12 protein-coding genes are annotated in these 15,227 nt (G+C 40.4%); 11 read left to right on the forward strand and 1 reads right to left on the reverse strand.

The features are described from left to right. Window positions 1-443 precede the first annotated feature (443 nt). Both sdaAB and sdaAA read left to right on the forward strand, forming a co-directional pair. Window positions 444-1,109: an L-serine ammonia-lyase, iron-sulfur-dependent subunit beta gene (sdaAB, locus tag QUF91_RS06280; RefSeq protein WP_285399098.1), complete on the forward strand. Its 666-nt coding sequence runs from the start codon at window positions 444-446 to the stop codon at window positions 1,107-1,109. A 14-nt stretch (window positions 1,110-1,123) separates the two neighbouring features. Then, window positions 1,124-2,035, forward strand: coding sequence for an L-serine ammonia-lyase, iron-sulfur-dependent, subunit alpha (sdaAA, locus tag QUF91_RS06285; RefSeq protein WP_068983185.1), 912 nt, complete (start codon window positions 1,124-1,126; stop codon window positions 2,033-2,035). Window positions 2,036-2,421: 386 nt separating this feature from the next. Here sdaAA and QUF91_RS06290 read toward each other — a convergent pair whose 3' ends face one another. Beyond that, window positions 2,422-2,697 carry a transporter gene (locus tag QUF91_RS06290; protein ID WP_285399100.1) on the reverse strand — a complete coding sequence of 92 codons (276 nt, stop codon included), beginning with the start codon at window positions 2,695-2,697 and terminating at the stop codon, window positions 2,422-2,424. 404 nt (window positions 2,698-3,101) lie between these two features. Between QUF91_RS06290 and recG the strand changes: the two genes are divergently transcribed. The 9 genes from recG (at window position 3,102) to ftsY (ending at window position 15,205) form a co-directional block, all read left to right on the forward strand. Further along, window positions 3,102-5,147, forward strand: a complete 2,046-nt coding sequence (gene recG, locus QUF91_RS06295) for an ATP-dependent DNA helicase RecG (RefSeq protein ID WP_289417180.1) — start codon at window positions 3,102-3,104, stop codon at window positions 5,145-5,147. Window positions 5,148-5,266: 119 nt separating this feature from the next. Beyond that, complete coding sequence (gene fapR, locus QUF91_RS06300; protein ID WP_285399103.1) at window positions 5,267-5,845, forward strand: transcription factor FapR; 579 nt, start codon at window positions 5,267-5,269, stop codon at window positions 5,843-5,845. Beyond that, on the forward strand, window positions 5,842-6,834 hold the full coding sequence (plsX, locus tag QUF91_RS06305) for a phosphate acyltransferase PlsX (protein ID WP_285399105.1): 993 nt from the start codon (window positions 5,842-5,844) through the stop codon (window positions 6,832-6,834). The genes fapR and plsX overlap by 4 nt, the downstream gene beginning before the upstream one ends. A 426-nt stretch (window positions 6,835-7,260) precedes the next feature. Continuing rightward, window positions 7,261-8,214, forward strand: coding sequence for an ACP S-malonyltransferase (gene fabD / locus QUF91_RS06310; protein WP_289417181.1), 954 nt, complete (start codon window positions 7,261-7,263; stop codon window positions 8,212-8,214). Further along, window positions 8,207-8,953, forward strand: a complete 747-nt coding sequence (gene fabG, locus QUF91_RS06315; protein WP_285399108.1) for a 3-oxoacyl-[acyl-carrier-protein] reductase — start codon at window positions 8,207-8,209, stop codon at window positions 8,951-8,953. Before fabD ends, fabG begins: the two co-directional genes overlap by 8 nt. Window positions 8,954-9,010: 57 nt before the next feature. Next, window positions 9,011-9,247 (forward strand): acyl carrier protein, encoded by a 237-nt coding sequence (locus QUF91_RS06320; RefSeq protein WP_285399109.1) that lies wholly within the window; start codon window positions 9,011-9,013, stop codon window positions 9,245-9,247. 292 nt (window positions 9,248-9,539) lie between these two features. Then, a complete protein-coding gene (gene rnc, locus QUF91_RS06325; RefSeq protein WP_481817479.1) occupies window positions 9,540-10,304 on the forward strand; it encodes a ribonuclease III in 765 nt (254 codons plus the stop codon). 3 nt (window positions 10,305-10,307) lie between these two features. Beyond that, window positions 10,308-13,889, forward strand: a complete 3,582-nt coding sequence (gene smc, locus QUF91_RS06330; RefSeq protein ID WP_289417182.1) for a chromosome segregation protein SMC — start codon at window positions 10,308-10,310, stop codon at window positions 13,887-13,889. Further along, window positions 13,886-15,205: a signal recognition particle-docking protein FtsY gene (gene ftsY, locus QUF91_RS06335; protein ID WP_289417183.1), complete on the forward strand. Its 1,320-nt coding sequence runs from the start codon at window positions 13,886-13,888 to the stop codon at window positions 15,203-15,205. Before smc ends, ftsY begins: the two co-directional genes overlap by 4 nt. Window positions 15,206-15,227 lie beyond the last annotated feature (22 nt).

Raw genomic sequence — 15,227 nt, forward strand, 5'->3', positions numbered from 1 at the left:
TAATCAATTTCGCCTTGGTGTATTTATTGCTGTCGCTTCGCTTTCGCACAGATAAATTGCCGCAGGACGTGGCGTGAGTTCTTCTATTTCAGTAGGTGTTTGAACCCCACTAAATAGGAACTACATGTGCATTCAACTCACCAACTTCAGAGGTGGGAGTCTCTTCTGCTGTATGAAGATACACTATAGAAAGTAGCATAAAATGAATAATTTTCTGTATGTACCCAGAGGACAACGGGCTTGAAAATTCTGGGATATAAGCCTTTTGAAATTTTTGTGTATATGGAGTAGACAAAAGTTAAACAATATTTCTGATGTGTAAATTATAGTAGTGTAAATTTTCTGAAAGTTGATAAAGTAGTGCTTTACTTTTCTAGTGCCTATCAAGCATGATATAAGTAAAAGTAAATATTATTATATGGATAGAATAGAGGGGTGTTTGTATGAAGTTTACTTCAGTATTTGATATTATTGGACCAGTGATGATTGGGCCTTCTTCCTCTCATACGGCAGGTGCCGCACGAATTGGACGCGTTGCTAGAGATTTATTTGGAAGACAACCAAAGTGGGCGAAAATTCACTTATATGGTTCTTTTGCTGAAACGTATAAAGGACATGGAACGGATGTAGCTTTGATAGGGGGCTTATTAAATTACGATACATTTGATGAGCGAATCAAAACAGCTTTCGCTGATGCAGAGAAGGCAGGGTTAGACTATGAATTTATCCCAGAAACAGCTAACACAGAACATCCAAATACAGCTCGCCTTGTGATTGGCGATGATGATGGAGAGATGTCTGTTGTCGGAATTTCTATTGGTGGGGGTAAAATTGAAGTGAGTGAGGTTAATGGCTTCAAGCTACGATTAACAGGTGGCATGCCGGCTATCCTTGTAGTCCATGATGATCGTGCTGGCTGTATTGCCAATGTAGCAAATTGCTTAGCGATGCATGCAGTCAACATTGGGCATATGGAAGTTTCGCGAATTGAACGTGGTTTAACTGCACTTATGGTGATAGAAGTCGATCAAAATATCGAGGAAAAAGTACTACAACAAATTTCTTTAATACCACATATTACAAAGGTTTCTAAAATTAATAACAACTAAGGGGGTGTCCCAGTATGGACGTATTGTTTCATAATGTTCGTGAGCTTGTTGAACGAGCAGAGCAAGAAGGTAAACTGATTTCTGAAATTATGATTGAACAGGAAATGTTAATAACTGGACGTACAAGAGAAGAGATTATGCAGCAAATGGACCGTAATTTAACGGTGATGGAGGAAGCTGTCGAAAGAGGCTTGAAGGGTGTGCAATCTGTAACGGGTTTAACAGGTGGTGATGCAGTATTGCTTCAAAATTACATTGCGCAAGGAAATTCATTGTCAGGGGATTTATTATTAGATGCAGTGAGTAAGGCGGTTGCAACTAATGAGGTAAATGCGGCAATGGGTACAATTTGTGCAACGCCTACTGCAGGCTCGGCCGGTGTTGTACCAGGGACACTGTTTGCGGTGAAAAACAAGCTTAATCCAACACGTGAGCAAATGATTCGTTTTTTATTCACATCAGGTGCTTTCGGTTTCGTTGTTGCCAATAACGCTTCGATTTCTGGTGCTGCTGGTGGCTGTCAAGCAGAGGTTGGCTCAGCTGCAGGTATGGGAGCGGCAGCGATTGTAGAGATGGCTGGTGGTTCTCCGCAGCAATGTGCAGAAGCCTTTGCGATTACACTTAAAAACATGCTTGGGCTTGTTTGTGACCCAGTAGCTGGATTGGTAGAGGTTCCTTGTGTTAAAAGGAATGCTATGGGTGCAGCGAATTCGCTTGTGGCAGCGGATATGGCACTTGCGGGTGTAACAAGTCGCATCCCATGTGATGAAGTGATTGGTGCGATGTATCGAATTGGACAATCTATGAGTCCGAATTTAAAAGAAACTGCCCGTGGTGGCTTGGCTGCAACACCAACAGGCAAAGCGATCAGCAAAGCCATATTTGACAATGGTAATTTAGAGAGTATTCAATCACTGCAAAAATAATAAAAATAGTAAACACGCTTTCCTAAGAGAGCGTGTTTTTTGTATGAGCTTCTACATGCTATAGGTGTTTTTACAAGTGAAAATAAAAATTTAGAATTAGTACAGGGGAAAGTTTGGACAAAGTGGATATATTTTGGGTGAGACGCTACTCATCATAACGTGTGGTTAATTTCCATTCCGGCTGTGCGCTTTGTAGCTGCCGCTACGTTAGCACTACGCTTTCGCACAGAGCAAAGCTTCCAGGGGGCGTTAGATGAGCCGCTTCGCTTGTGCTCCATGGTCTCATCTGTGACGTTAATCCCTGAGTCAATTTTTATACATGGCATCGCCTACCTAGGGGATGACTCCTATTACAGTTATTAATAAAGAAAAAGTCTTTTGGAATTTTAGTAAAGGGCAGGAGTAGGAGTACAGGCAACGGCATCAATCAATCCTTCATCAAATCCGTAAAACGCCCAGTAGACACCGTTCCATCTATATCCAGATACTTCACCCATTTCTACACGAGTAGGATAAAACCAAAATTCTCTCCCGTTTTTAAGCCATACATAAGTATTTTGATATACACAATCAATGATATAGGACACAGAAGGTTTTGATGGTCTGAAGTTTGGTGGAGGTGATTGTGGTCTCATTGTCCCTTGAGGTGGAAAATATCCCAAGTGATTTCACTCCTTTTTCAACATTATATGCTGAGAAGAAATTAATGCTTTTATTTAACTTCTTTCAGCGGATGTCAGGACTAGGGCTTTATTTGGAGCTCGAAATACAAAAGAAGTCATTGAGGTGATTGATTCTTAATTTGCTAAAGGTGGAAAAGATTATGTTCTTTATGAAGAGATAACTATCAATCTAATTATTGATGAATGGAATTGCTATGTTAGAGAAAATGAAAAGTTATATAATAATATTGAGAATAAAGATGAACAGCAGGAATTGTTCAGAAGAGTTAAAGTAACAACATTATAAAAGCCGAGAAAAATTGTTAAGAAAGGGGAAATTTCATGGTTATGCTAATGACTACAAATAAAGCACAAGCGGTGAAAATCTTTGGAGGAACTGCAAGGTGACTGATTTAACGAGCCCCGTAACCGATTTAAAGGGAATCGGGAAAGAAACAGCAGGACATTTAGAGGCGTTGGGCATCGAGACGATTGCGAATTTATTATGGACGTTCCCTCATCGGCATGAAGATTTTCGTTTAAAGGATTTAGCACAAACACCACATAATGAACGTGTCACTGTTGAATGTAAAGTTGAACGTGAACCGACAGTATTGTTTTTAGGTCGCAATAAATCAAGATTACAAGTGACGGTGCTGGCAGGTCGACATTTAGTTAAGGTTGTTTTTTTTAATCAAGGTTATTTGAAGCAGAAGCTTGTACCAGGAGCTATTATTACCGTCACAGGTAAATGGGACAGAGGCAGACAAGTAATCAACGGAACATCTGTTACATTTGGTCCGAAAACAGATCAGGTCGACTTTGAACCTGTTTATAGTTTGAAAGGCTTGATTCCGCAAAAGCGTTTTCGTAAATACATGCGACAAGCTCTAGATGAGTTTGGAGAAGAGATTCCGGATGCAATCCCACAGCATCTACAGGTGGATTATAAGCTTACTTCAATACAAGGTGGGCTGGAGGGAATTCATTTCCCACTTGATGCGGGGCATGCAAAGCAGGCTAGAAGACGCTTTGCCTATGAAGAGTTACTAAACTTTCAGCTCCGTATTCAAGCGTTACGTAAAATTCGGAAGGATAGTGAGCACGGTACAGTTATACAGTTTGATTTGCAAAAGCTACGTGCCTTTATTACATCGTTACCTTATGAATTAACAGGAGCTCAAAAACGCGTTGTCAATGAAATTTGCAAAGATATGAAAGAGCCGCATCGTATGAATCGCTTACTTCAAGGTGATGTAGGATCAGGTAAAACCGTTGTTGCAGCAATCTGTTTATATGCAGCTGTAACTGCTGGTTTTCAGGGAGCGTTAATGGCGCCCACAGAAATATTAGCTGAGCAGCATGTTGAAAGTTTGAAGGAATGGTTTGAGCCATTTGGCGTGCGAGTAGCTTTACTATCGGGATCGACGAAAGTGAAGGAACGCCGTTTACTGTTAGAAGAACTAGCAAATGGAGATATAGATATTTTAATAGGTACGCATGCGCTTATTCAGCCTGATGTCGTTTTTTACAAGCTTGGTTTTGTTATAACGGATGAACAGCATCGTTTTGGTGTTGAACAGCGTAGAATATTGCGTGATAAAGGTGAAAATCCAGATGTACTCTTTATGACGGCGACGCCTATTCCGCGTACACTTGCGATTACGGCATTTGGAGAAATGGATGTTTCCATGATTGATGAAATGCCAGCGGGGCGTAAGCAAATTGAAACACATTGGATGAAAAAAGAGCAATTTGGCTCTGTTATGTCAAAGTTAGAATTAGAGCTTGCTGCTGGAAGACAGGCGTATGCTATTTGTCCTCTTATCGAGGAATCGGACAAGCTTGATGTACAAAATGCAGTAGAAATATACGAACAACTCGCTACGTATTTTAGTGGACGATACAATGTCGGATTAATGCATGGTCGCCTATCCGCGGATGAAAAAGATGCTGTTATGCGAGCGTTTAGTGAAGGGACTATTCATGTACTCGTATCGACAACAGTTGTTGAGGTTGGTGTTAATGTACCGAATGCAACTTTTATGATCGTTTATGATGCTGAACGCTTCGGTTTAGCTCAATTGCATCAGCTGCGTGGACGTGTTGGGCGAGGTGAACATCAGTCATACTGTGTGTTGCTTGCCGATCCAAAATCCGATGAAGGTAAGGAGCGCATGCAGTCAATGACGGAAACAAATGATGGTTTCCGTTTAGCTGAAAAGGATTTGGAACTGCGTGGTCCAGGTGATTTCTTCGGGCGTAAACAAAGTGGTTTGCCTGATTTTAAAGTAGCGGATTTAGTGCATGATTATCGAATACTTGAGACGGCAAGAAATGATGCAACGACTATGCTTGAGACTGATGCTTTTTGGCATGATGATGAGTATAAATATTTACGTAGTATGCTTGAAGAGTCGGGTGTTTTACAGGGAGACCGCTTTGATTAGATCCCCAATTTGGAATGTAAGCACTTGTTTTGAAAACAAGTCTTGCATTCTTTTTTTATACTCTATATACTGATATTAGTACCAAGTGCTAATAACAACTAAAAAGGTGGCGAATGATGTTGAGACGAACGAAAAAAGAGCGACAGCGACTATTATCTGAAACGATAGCTGAAAATCCATTCGTCACAGATGAACAGCTAGCAACACAGTTTCAGGTTAGTGTCCAAACAATTCGTTTAGATCGTATGGAGTTAGCAATTCCTGAATTACGCGAACGAATTAAAGATGTTGCTTCGAAAACATATGAAAATGAAGTGAAATCACTTCCGATAGATGAAGTGATTGGTGAAATTATTGATATTGAATTAGATAATCGTGCATTATCTATTTTTGACGTAAAAGAAGAGCATGTTTTTCAGCGCAATGGCATTGCTCGTGGACATCATTTGTTTGCACAGGCAAACTCATTAGCGGTAGCGGTTATTGATGATGAACTAGCATTAACAGTACATTCAAACATTACCTTTGTGAAACCTGTTAGAGCTGGAGATCGTGTTATTACAAAAGCAAACGTTATCGGACGTGATGACGAAAACCATCGTACAAAAGTAGAGTTAACATCCACTGTTAATGGTGAAACTGTTTTTGTTGGTGAATTTGATATGTACCGCACGAAAGGTAAGGGTGAACAACAATGAAATTAGCGCTAGATGGAATGGGTGGCGACAACGCACCAAAATCAGTTGTTGAAGGTGCTTTATTAGCTTTAGAGCAAATTCCAAATTTAGAAATACAATTATATGGTCAGCGCGAAAAGCTTGAACCATTATTAAAAATACATGATCGATTAACAGTAGTGCATTGTGAGGAAGTTGTGGAAGGAACAGACGATCCAGCACGCGCTGTTCGTCGAAAAAAGGATTCATCGATGGCACGAATGATGGATGCGGTTGAAGAAGGAAAGGCAGATGCTTGTCTTTCAGCTGGTAATACGGGTGCTTTAATGGCAGGTGGTTTATTTAAAGTAGGACGTATTGAAGGGATTGCGAGACCAGCATTAGCCACTACACTACCGACATTAGACGGTAAGGGCTTTTTAATGCTTGATTTAGGGGCAAATGCAGATGCGCGTCCTGAACATTTATTGCAATATGCGATTATGGGTGATATTTATGCGAAAAAGGTAGGCGGCTTACAAAAGCCACGTGTCGGCTTGCTAAATATCGGTACTGAGGATAAAAAAGGGAATGACTTAACGAAAGCTACTTTCGAGTTATTAAAAGAAGCGGACTTGAACTTTATCGGCAACGTAGAAGCTCGAGACTTACTTGAAGGGGTAGCAGACGTTGTTGTAACAGATGGTTTTACAGGTAATATGGTACTGAAATCGATAGAAGGTACAGCGGGCGCGTTATTTTCAATGCTTAAAGAGGCGTTTATGTCTTCTACAAAAACAAAAATTTCGGCAGCCCTTATGAAAAATAATTTGCGTGACTTGAAAAATAAAATGGACTACACGGAGTATGGTGGTGCAGGATTGTTTGGTTTACAAGCACCTGTAATTAAGGCACATGGATCATCTAACGCCAAAGCAATATACAGTGCGATTCGCCAAGCAAATACGATGGTAGAGCATACAGTCATCTCGACGATCACAGAAACAGTACGCCACTTAGAAATTGATTAACTTCTTTCAGCAGGTGTTTTATGTAGCGAAAGCAAAGCGCCAGCTACAAATGTTTTATGTAGCGAAAGCAAAGCGTCAGCTACAGGTGTTTTATGTACCAAAAGCATAGCGACAGGTACAAATGTTTTATGTAGCGAAAGCGAAGCGTCAGGTACAGGTGTTTTATGTAGCGACAGGTACAAATGTTTTATGTAACGTAAGTGAAACGGCAGCTACAGAAGTCTCCCACCTCTATCGGCGGTGAGATGAATGCAAAAGTATGAGCTTCTTTTCAGCAGGTGTCCAAACACCCATTGAAATAGCGGAACTCAGTCTAAGAACGCCATGTCCTGTGGCAACGACTGAGTGACCAACATCGTGTTGGCCTAAAGCCTCCGGACGCAATTTACGCCGAGGCATAATTGATCAAAAGGGGATTAATGAAAAATGACGAAAATAGCATTTGTTTTTCCAGGCCAAGGTTCTCAAGCAGTTGGAATGGGGCAAGAGTTTATCGAGAATGCGGCAGAAAGTAAAGCATTTTATGACCGTGCAAATCAATCGCTTGGCTTTGAGCTATCTAAGCTAATGTTAGAGGGGCCAGCCGAGGAGCTAACATTGACATACCATGCACAGCCAGCACTTTTAACTACTGGTGTGATGGTTGCAGAAAAATTACGTGCAGCAGGAATTATGCCAAACTATGCAGCTGGGCATTCACTTGGAGAATACAGTGCATTAGTAATCGCCGGTGTGTTAACGTTTGAGGATGCAGTTTCTGTCGTTCATAAGCGTGGTCTTTTTATGAATGAAGCTGTACCTGCAGGGCAAGGCGCAATGGCAGCCATTCTAGGCATGGAGCTTGAAGTATTGCATGAGGTAACTGAAAAGGTATCTGCAGCAGGTGATCCGGTTCAGGTAGCGAATGTAAACTGTCCAGGGCAAATCGTTATTTCTGGTACAAAGGAAGGCGTTGAAAAGGCATCTTTAGCGGCAAAGGAAGCTGGTGCAAAACGAGCAATTCCTTTAGTTGTTAGTGGACCATTCCATTCAGAGCTAATGAGCCCGTCGTCTGAAAAATTAAGAGAAGCTTTGGCTGAAATATCATTGTCAGCTCCACAAATCCCTGTAATCGGCAACGTCATGGCGAAAGAATTAGAGGATGTTCCTGCTATTCAACATGAGTTAGTAGAACAAGTATATAGCGCTGTACAATGGGAAGCATCTGTGCGTGAAATGATTGCACAAGGTGTGGATGTCTTTATTGAGTGTGGACCAGGCAAAGTGTTAAGTGGATTAGTGAAAAAAATCGATCGATCTGTTGCGACTTACTGTGTTTATGATGAAGCATCATTAGAGGCTGTGCTAGAAGCGGCGAAGGAGTGGACAATTAATGCGTAAATTAGAGGGAAAAGTAGCTGTTGTAACTGGTGCTTCGCGTGGAATAGGACGTGCTATTGCATTAAAGCTTGCTAATGAGGGCGCTAAAGTTGTCGTTAACTACAGCGGCTCACAGGCGAAGGCAGAAGAAGTTGTCGCGATGATTCAAGAAAATGGCGGCGAGGCTATTGCTGTACAAGGGAGTGTTTCGAAAACAGAAGAAGTTACTGCATTAATGGATGCAGCTGTGAAAACATTCGGTTCACTTGATATTTTAGTAAATAATGCAGGAATTACACGTGATAACTTGTTGATGCGTATGAAAGAAGATGAGTGGGATGATGTGTTAGATACAAACCTTAAAGGTGTTTTCCTTTGTACAAAAGCAGTAACACGTCAAATGATGAAGCAACGTGCGGGTCGCATCATCAACATTTCATCAATTGTCGGTGTAGCTGGTAATGCAGGGCAAGCTAACTACGTAGCCGCAAAAGCGGGTGTTATTGGATTGACTAAAACGACTGCTAAGGAATTAGCATCTCGTAATATTTTAGTAAATGCGGTTGCACCAGGCTTTATAGAAACTGAAATGACTGAACAACTACCAGAAGATATAAAGCAAGGTATGCTTACACAAATTCCTCTAGCAAAACTTGGGCAGCCTGAGGATATCGCAAAGGCCGTAGCTTTTCTAGCTTCAGATGATGCTAACTATATGACAGGTCAGACGTTACATATAGATGGCGGCATGGTGATGTAATTTCAATTAGTAATAGGCAATGATTTTTTGTATAATCATTGAGGGGAGGTGAATGTTTTGACTACAGTATTAGAACGCGTAACAAAAGTAATCGTGGACCGTTTAGGTGTTGAAGAAAGTGAAGTTACTCTAGAAGCTTCTTTCCGTGATGATTTAGGTGCTGACTCATTAGACGTAGTTGAGCTTGTAATGGAGCTTGAAGACGAATTCGATATGGAAATTTCTGATGATGATGCTGAAAAAATCTCAACAGTAGGTTCTGCAATTTCATACATCGAAAGTAAAATTAACTAATTTCATTTAACTTCTTTCAGTGGGTGTTCAAACAGCCGCTAAGTTAAAGCCTTTGGCAGAAATTACTCCTGTTTTTTGCTTAAATGCGAAGAACGGATACAATAGACTAAGGTGTATTTAAAAGGGTACGAAACGGTTCGTTTTTCGAACTGTGAACGTCCCTTTTTTATTTTGGATAAAAAATAGCGGAAAAATTTCCAAAACACTATATTTTAGCCGAAATACTTTTGCATAAATGCCTTGAAAAAGGTACACTAAAACGGTAGAAACTATTAGGAAGGCAGATTGTTCAATGGCTATGAAAAGAAAAGGAACTATGCAGAAATCTGGCGTACTTCCTGAAAAAGTACGCAATCAATTTGAGCTGTTACAGCATGAATTAAATATCACATTTATTAATAAAAATTTATTGTATCAAGCATTCACGCATTCATCTTATGTGAATGAGCATCGCCGTAAATTGTTTACGGATAATGAGCGTCTTGAATTTTTAGGAGACGCAGTACTTGAACTGTCTGTTTCTAAATACCTTTTTGAGAAATTCCCTAATATGAGTGAGGGTGAGCTGACGAAGCTGCGAGCATCTATAGTATGTGAGCCATCACTTGTGATCTTTGCAAATGAATTAGGCTTTGGTCGCTTTGTATTACTCGGAAAAGGTGAGGAATTAACAGGTGGACGGGAACGCCCAGCGCTACTTGCAGATGTATTTGAGTCATTTGTAGGTGCCCTTTATTTAGATCAGGACTTACAAACGGTCGTGTCATTTTTAGAACGAATCGTATTCCCGAAAGTAGAAGTCGGTGCTTTTTCGCATGTGATGGATTTTAAAAGTCAATTGCAAGAAATGGTACAGCAAACAAACAACGGCCTTCTTCATTATGAAATTATTGATGAAAAGGGTCCTGCACATAACCGTACCTTCGTATCGAGCGTACTATTAAATGGACAAGAGCTCGGTATAGGGCGTGGGAAATCAAAAAAAGAAGCCGAGCAGCAAGCTGCGCAATGTGCAATGCGTGCAATGCGTGAGCAAACTGCAAAAGAGGAGGCTTAATAGATGTTCCTAAAACGACTCGAAGTGATTGGCTTTAAATCTTTTGCGGAGCGCATTGGAATTGATTTTGTACCTGGTGTTACAGCGGTTGTTGGACCAAATGGCAGTGGAAAAAGTAATGTCACTGATGCTATTCGTTGGGTGCTTGGAGAGCAATCTGCAAAGTCGTTACGTGGGGCAAAGATGGAGGATGTTATTTTTGCTGGGAGTGACTCACGTAAGCCACTAAACTTTGCAGAGGTAACGTTAGTTTTAGATAATACGGATGAACAGCTTGCTTTTTCATATACAGAAGTCAGCGTAACAAGACGCGTATACCGTTCAGGTGATAGTGAATATTTACTTAATAACCAGCAGTGTCGCCTGAAGGATATTACGGACTTGTTTATGGACTCAGGACTTGGGAAAGAGGCCTTCTCCATTATTTCACAAGGCCGAGTAGATGAAATTTTAAATAGCCGACCTGATGACCGTCGTTCGATTTTTGAAGAGGCAGCTGGCGTGTTAAAGTATAAACTAAGAAAGAAAAAGGCAGAGCATAAGCTTGTTGAAACAGATGAAAATTTGTATCGTGTTTTAGATATTTTACATGAGCTAGATAGTCGTCTAGAGCCGTTAGAAATTCAGGCATCAAGTGCAAGAGATTATGTGCAAATGTCAACAGAGTTAAAGGATTTTGATATCGCCATCCTTGTGCACGATTTAAAAAATTGTGCACAATCTTTGCATGCTCTGAAAGCTGAGTACACGGAGCTATATGAAGCAGAACAAAAACAAGCTCATAATATTTCTTCAATTGAAAAGCAAACCGCAAGCATTCGTAAGCTTTTAAAAGAGCTAGATGACTATTTAGATACGACTCAGGCTGAGTTTGTTAATGCGACGATGGAAGTAGAGCGTTGGGATGGTCGTAAAGCGTTAATGGCTGAAAAGCGACAAAATGCTTCTAATCAACTACTTCAATTGAATACAACATTACAAGAAGCAAAAGATGCGGTTGAGGCTCTTATTGTTCAAGAACAAGAGAAAAAAGAATTGTTCGTTGAAAAACAACAAGAAGTATCAGCGTTAAAACAAAGTATCAAGCAATTGGAACAATCTTTAAATCGCTCTGTTTTTGAAATTGAACAAGAAATTGAAGAGCAAAAAAACCGATATATTGATTCCTTAAACGAAGAAGCAACAGTCAAAAATGAATTAAAAAATATTGAACAGCAATTAGCACAGCAAAAAGCGACGGCGGCACGGATGTCAGATCAAACTGATGAAATCGGGCAGGAGCTTGCGCAAATTCTAACGGAAAAAGAGAAGCTAGTTGTTGCCCATACAACAACAACTAACGAATTACAGGAAAAGCTTGAGCAATATGAAACATTGCAAATGCAGCTTAAGAACGTTAATACAACGTTTAATGAAAAGCAAGATATGCTTTATAAGGCTTATCAGCATCAGCAGCAATTGAAGGCTAGAAAAGATACACTAGCTGAGCTTGAAGCAGATTTCTCTGGGTTCTTCCATGGCGTAAAAGAAGTATTGTTAGCGCGTGATAAAGGTGAATTAGTTGGAATTGAAGGAGCTGTTGCTGAGTTAATCCAAGTTGGTGGAAAATATTCTCAGGCTATTGAAACAGCATTAGGGGCAGCCTCTCAGCATATTGTGACAACCGATGAACGACATGCTCAACAGGCTATTCATTGGTTAAAACAAAAGAGAGCTGGACGTGCAACATTTTTACCGAAAACAGTCATGAAGTCACGTAAGATCAATCTTTCTGCGATTCAGCTAGCTACTGAGCACCCTGCATTTGTCCAAATGGCTGATGCACTTGTTACGTTCGATGAAGACAACCGCACAATTGTCGAAAACCTACTTGGCAATGTAATTGTTGCATCAAATTTAGAAGGTGCAAGCCAAATTGCTCGATTATGTGGTTTTCGATATCGTGTTGTAACACTTGAAGGTGATATCGTCAATGCAGGCGGTTCATTAACGGGTGGTGCTGTGAAGCAACAATCTTCACTCTTTACAAGAAAAGCGGAATTAGATGGTTTAATCGTAAAGCTAGAATCGTTAGAAGCATCAATTTATAGTGCTGAACAGGCTGTCTCAATTGAAAAAGAGAAGCTTGCAACATTGCGAGACAAAGTAGAACGATTGAAGCTTGACGGAGAGCAATTACGAAAAGATGAAATGCAGCAGGCGAGTCGTATTCGTGAGCTAGAGGTTGTCGAGAAAAGCTTATCTGCTCGAGTATCTTTCGCTTCTAATGAAACACAAGATGTAAAAACACGAGAAGAAGCATTGTTAGCTCAAAAGGAAACGGCTACAGAGCGTTTAACGGCACTAGCAACCGAACTGTTAGAAATTAATGAAACAGTAGAACAACTAAGTAAGGTGAAGCTGCAAAGCGAAACGGAGAAGGATGTACTTCGTGAGCAATCGGCAGAAAAACGCTCGCAGTTAGCGGTTATGCAGGAGCAAATGTCACAAGTACAAATTGCTACTGCAGAGTTAGCCCTACAATTAAACAAAGCTCGTCAAAAGGTCGACGATATTTCTCAGGAAATAATTTGGCTTCAATCTAATGAATCGACAAAACTTTTAAGCGATGAAGAAGTAGATGAGCAAGTTACTACGTGGAAAGCGAGAAGAGATTCTCTGCAGGACACAATTTCACAGAAAAAAGATGAAAAAGTAGCGCAACAACAAGAACTTACTACTTTAGAAGAACAGCTGAAGGAATTGCAACGTACACATAAAGGCTACCTTGAAGCAATACGTGCTAATGAATTGAAGCGCAGTCGCGTAGAATTTGAGATCAATAATTTCAATGAACAGCTAGAAGAAAACTATCAGCTAACCGCAGAGGAAGCTGAGGAGTTAGCTCTTGCGATTGAAGATGAAGAGCATATGCGACGTCGAGTGAAACTGCTGAAGAAATCTATAGAGGAGCTTGGTCCTGTTAATTTGAGTGCCATTGAGGAATACGATCGGGTACTTGAACGCCATTCATTTTTAACAGAGCAGCGTGAGGATTTACTTGCTGCTCAGGAAACATTACATGAGGCAATTAAAGAGATGGATGAGGAAATGACGCTACGATTTAGCGAAACCTTCTATGCTATTCGAGAGCAATTCAAACGTGTATTCCGTGAATTGTTTGGTGGAGGGCAGGCGGATTTAGTGTTATTGGACCCTCAAAACCTGCTAGAAACAGGGATAGAAATAGTAGCACAACCACCAGGGAAAAAATTACAAAATCTAAGTTTGCTTTCAGGTGGTGAACGTGCACTAACAGCAATCGCTTTATTATTCTCCATCCTAAATATACGTCCAGTACCATTCTGTATTCTCGATGAGGTAGAGGCGGCTTTAGACGAGGCAAATGTCGTTCGATATAGCCAATATTTGAAGAAATTTAGCCGTAATACACAATTTATTGTAATCACACATCGTAAAGGAACGATGGAGGGTGCGGATGTGTTGTATGGTATTACAATGCAGGAATCTGGCGTATCTAAACTTGTATCAGTAAAATTAGAAGATGAACCCGTACTTGCGGAGCAAAGGAGCGAACAAGCATGAGTTTTTTTAAACGTTTAAAAGATAAATTGATGGGTAACCCAGCCGAGGAAGAAAAAGTAGTTGAGATAAATGAAGCAGAAGCTGCTGAACAGAAGCTAGACGATACAACAGAGCCTGCTCAAATTGAAGCCGCTGTAGTTGAGGTTGAGAAAGTAGAGGAGACTTCTGTAACGGACAGTCCAATTGAAACAAAAAATCCTGTAGCGATAGAACAACAAGAACAACAAGAAGTGCAAGAACAACCAAAACAACAAGAACAGCAAGAACAGCAAGAACAGCAAGAACAGCAAGAACAACAAGAAGTGCAAGAGGTCGCAATAGTGGAGGAACCTGTGAAGGAGAAAAAACCTTCTGCTTGGTCTATCACACAAAAATTCAAAGCTGGACTAGAAAAAACACGTAATTCATTTACTTCGAAAGTGAACGACCTAGTTGCTCGTTATCGAAAAGTAGATGAAGATTTCTTTGAAGAATTAGAAGACTTATTATTACAGGCTGACGTAGGTTTTGAAACAGTAATGGAGCTAATGGACAAATTACGCTTCGAAGTTCAACGTAAAAATATAAAAGATACAAACGGTATTCAAGCGATTATTTCTGAAAAACTTGTGGAAATTTATGAGCAAGGAGAAGAGGATTTAATCGACCTTAATATGCAGCCTCAAGATGAGCTTACTGTTATTTTATTCGTAGGCGTAAACGGAGTTGGGAAGACAACAACAATCGGTAAACTTGCCCATCGTCTAAAATCACAAGGTAAAACGGTTGTCTTAGCAGCAGGTGATACATTCCGTGCTGGTGCCATCGATCAATTACAAGTTTGGGGAGACCGTGTTGGTTGTGAAGTGATTAAACAATCGGAAGGCTCAGATCCTGCGGCGGTTATGTATGATGCAATTCGTGCAGCGAAAAACCGTAAAGCAGATGTGTTGATTTGTGATACGGCTGGACGTCTGCAAAACAAAGTGAACTTAATGAATGAGCTTGAAAAAGTTCATCGAGTAATCTCTCGAGAGGTACCGAATGCTCCGCATGAAGTACTATTAGCATTAGATGCAACAACAGGTCAAAATGCACTTGTTCAAGCACAAACATTTAAGGAAGCTACAAATGTAACAGGGATCGTTTTAACAAAGCTTGACGGTACTGCAAAAGGTGGTATTGTTCTTGCTATTCGAAATAAATTACACATTCCTGTGAAGTTTGTTGGTCTTGGTGAAAAAATGGATGATTTACAACCATTTGATGCGGAACGTTATGTGTATGGCTTATTTGCTGATGGTTTAGATAAAGAATTACAAAATAATGAGGATTAGGTTCCTCAACAAAAGTTGTGGA

It is taken from the genome of Lysinibacillus sp. G4S2, from assembly GCF_030348505.1.
In the GTDB taxonomy this organism is placed as follows: Bacteria; Bacillota; Bacilli; order Bacillales_A; family Planococcaceae; genus Lysinibacillus.

Bases quoted from the DNA above. Each gene is read 5' to 3' on its own strand.
- sdaAB (WP_285399098.1), top strand. From the start codon at position 444: ATGAAGTTTACTTCAGTATTTGATATTATTGGACCAGTGATGATTGGG.
- sdaAA (WP_068983185.1), top strand. From the start codon at position 1,124: ATGGACGTATTGTTTCATAATGTTCGTGAGCTTGTTGAACGAGCAGAG.
- plsX (WP_285399105.1), top strand. From the start codon at position 5,842: ATGAAATTAGCGCTAGATGGAATGGGTGGCGACAACGCACCAAAATCA.
- fabD (WP_289417181.1), top strand. From the start codon at position 7,261: ATGACGAAAATAGCATTTGTTTTTCCAGGCCAAGGTTCTCAAGCAGTT.
- fabG (WP_285399108.1), top strand. From the start codon at position 8,207: ATGCGTAAATTAGAGGGAAAAGTAGCTGTTGTAACTGGTGCTTCGCGT.
- rnc (WP_481817479.1), top strand. From the start codon at position 9,540: ATGGCTATGAAAAGAAAAGGAACTATGCAGAAATCTGGCGTACTTCCT.
- smc (WP_289417182.1), top strand. From the start codon at position 10,308: ATGTTCCTAAAACGACTCGAAGTGATTGGCTTTAAATCTTTTGCGGAG.
- ftsY (WP_289417183.1), top strand. From the start codon at position 13,886: ATGAGTTTTTTTAAACGTTTAAAAGATAAATTGATGGGTAACCCAGCC.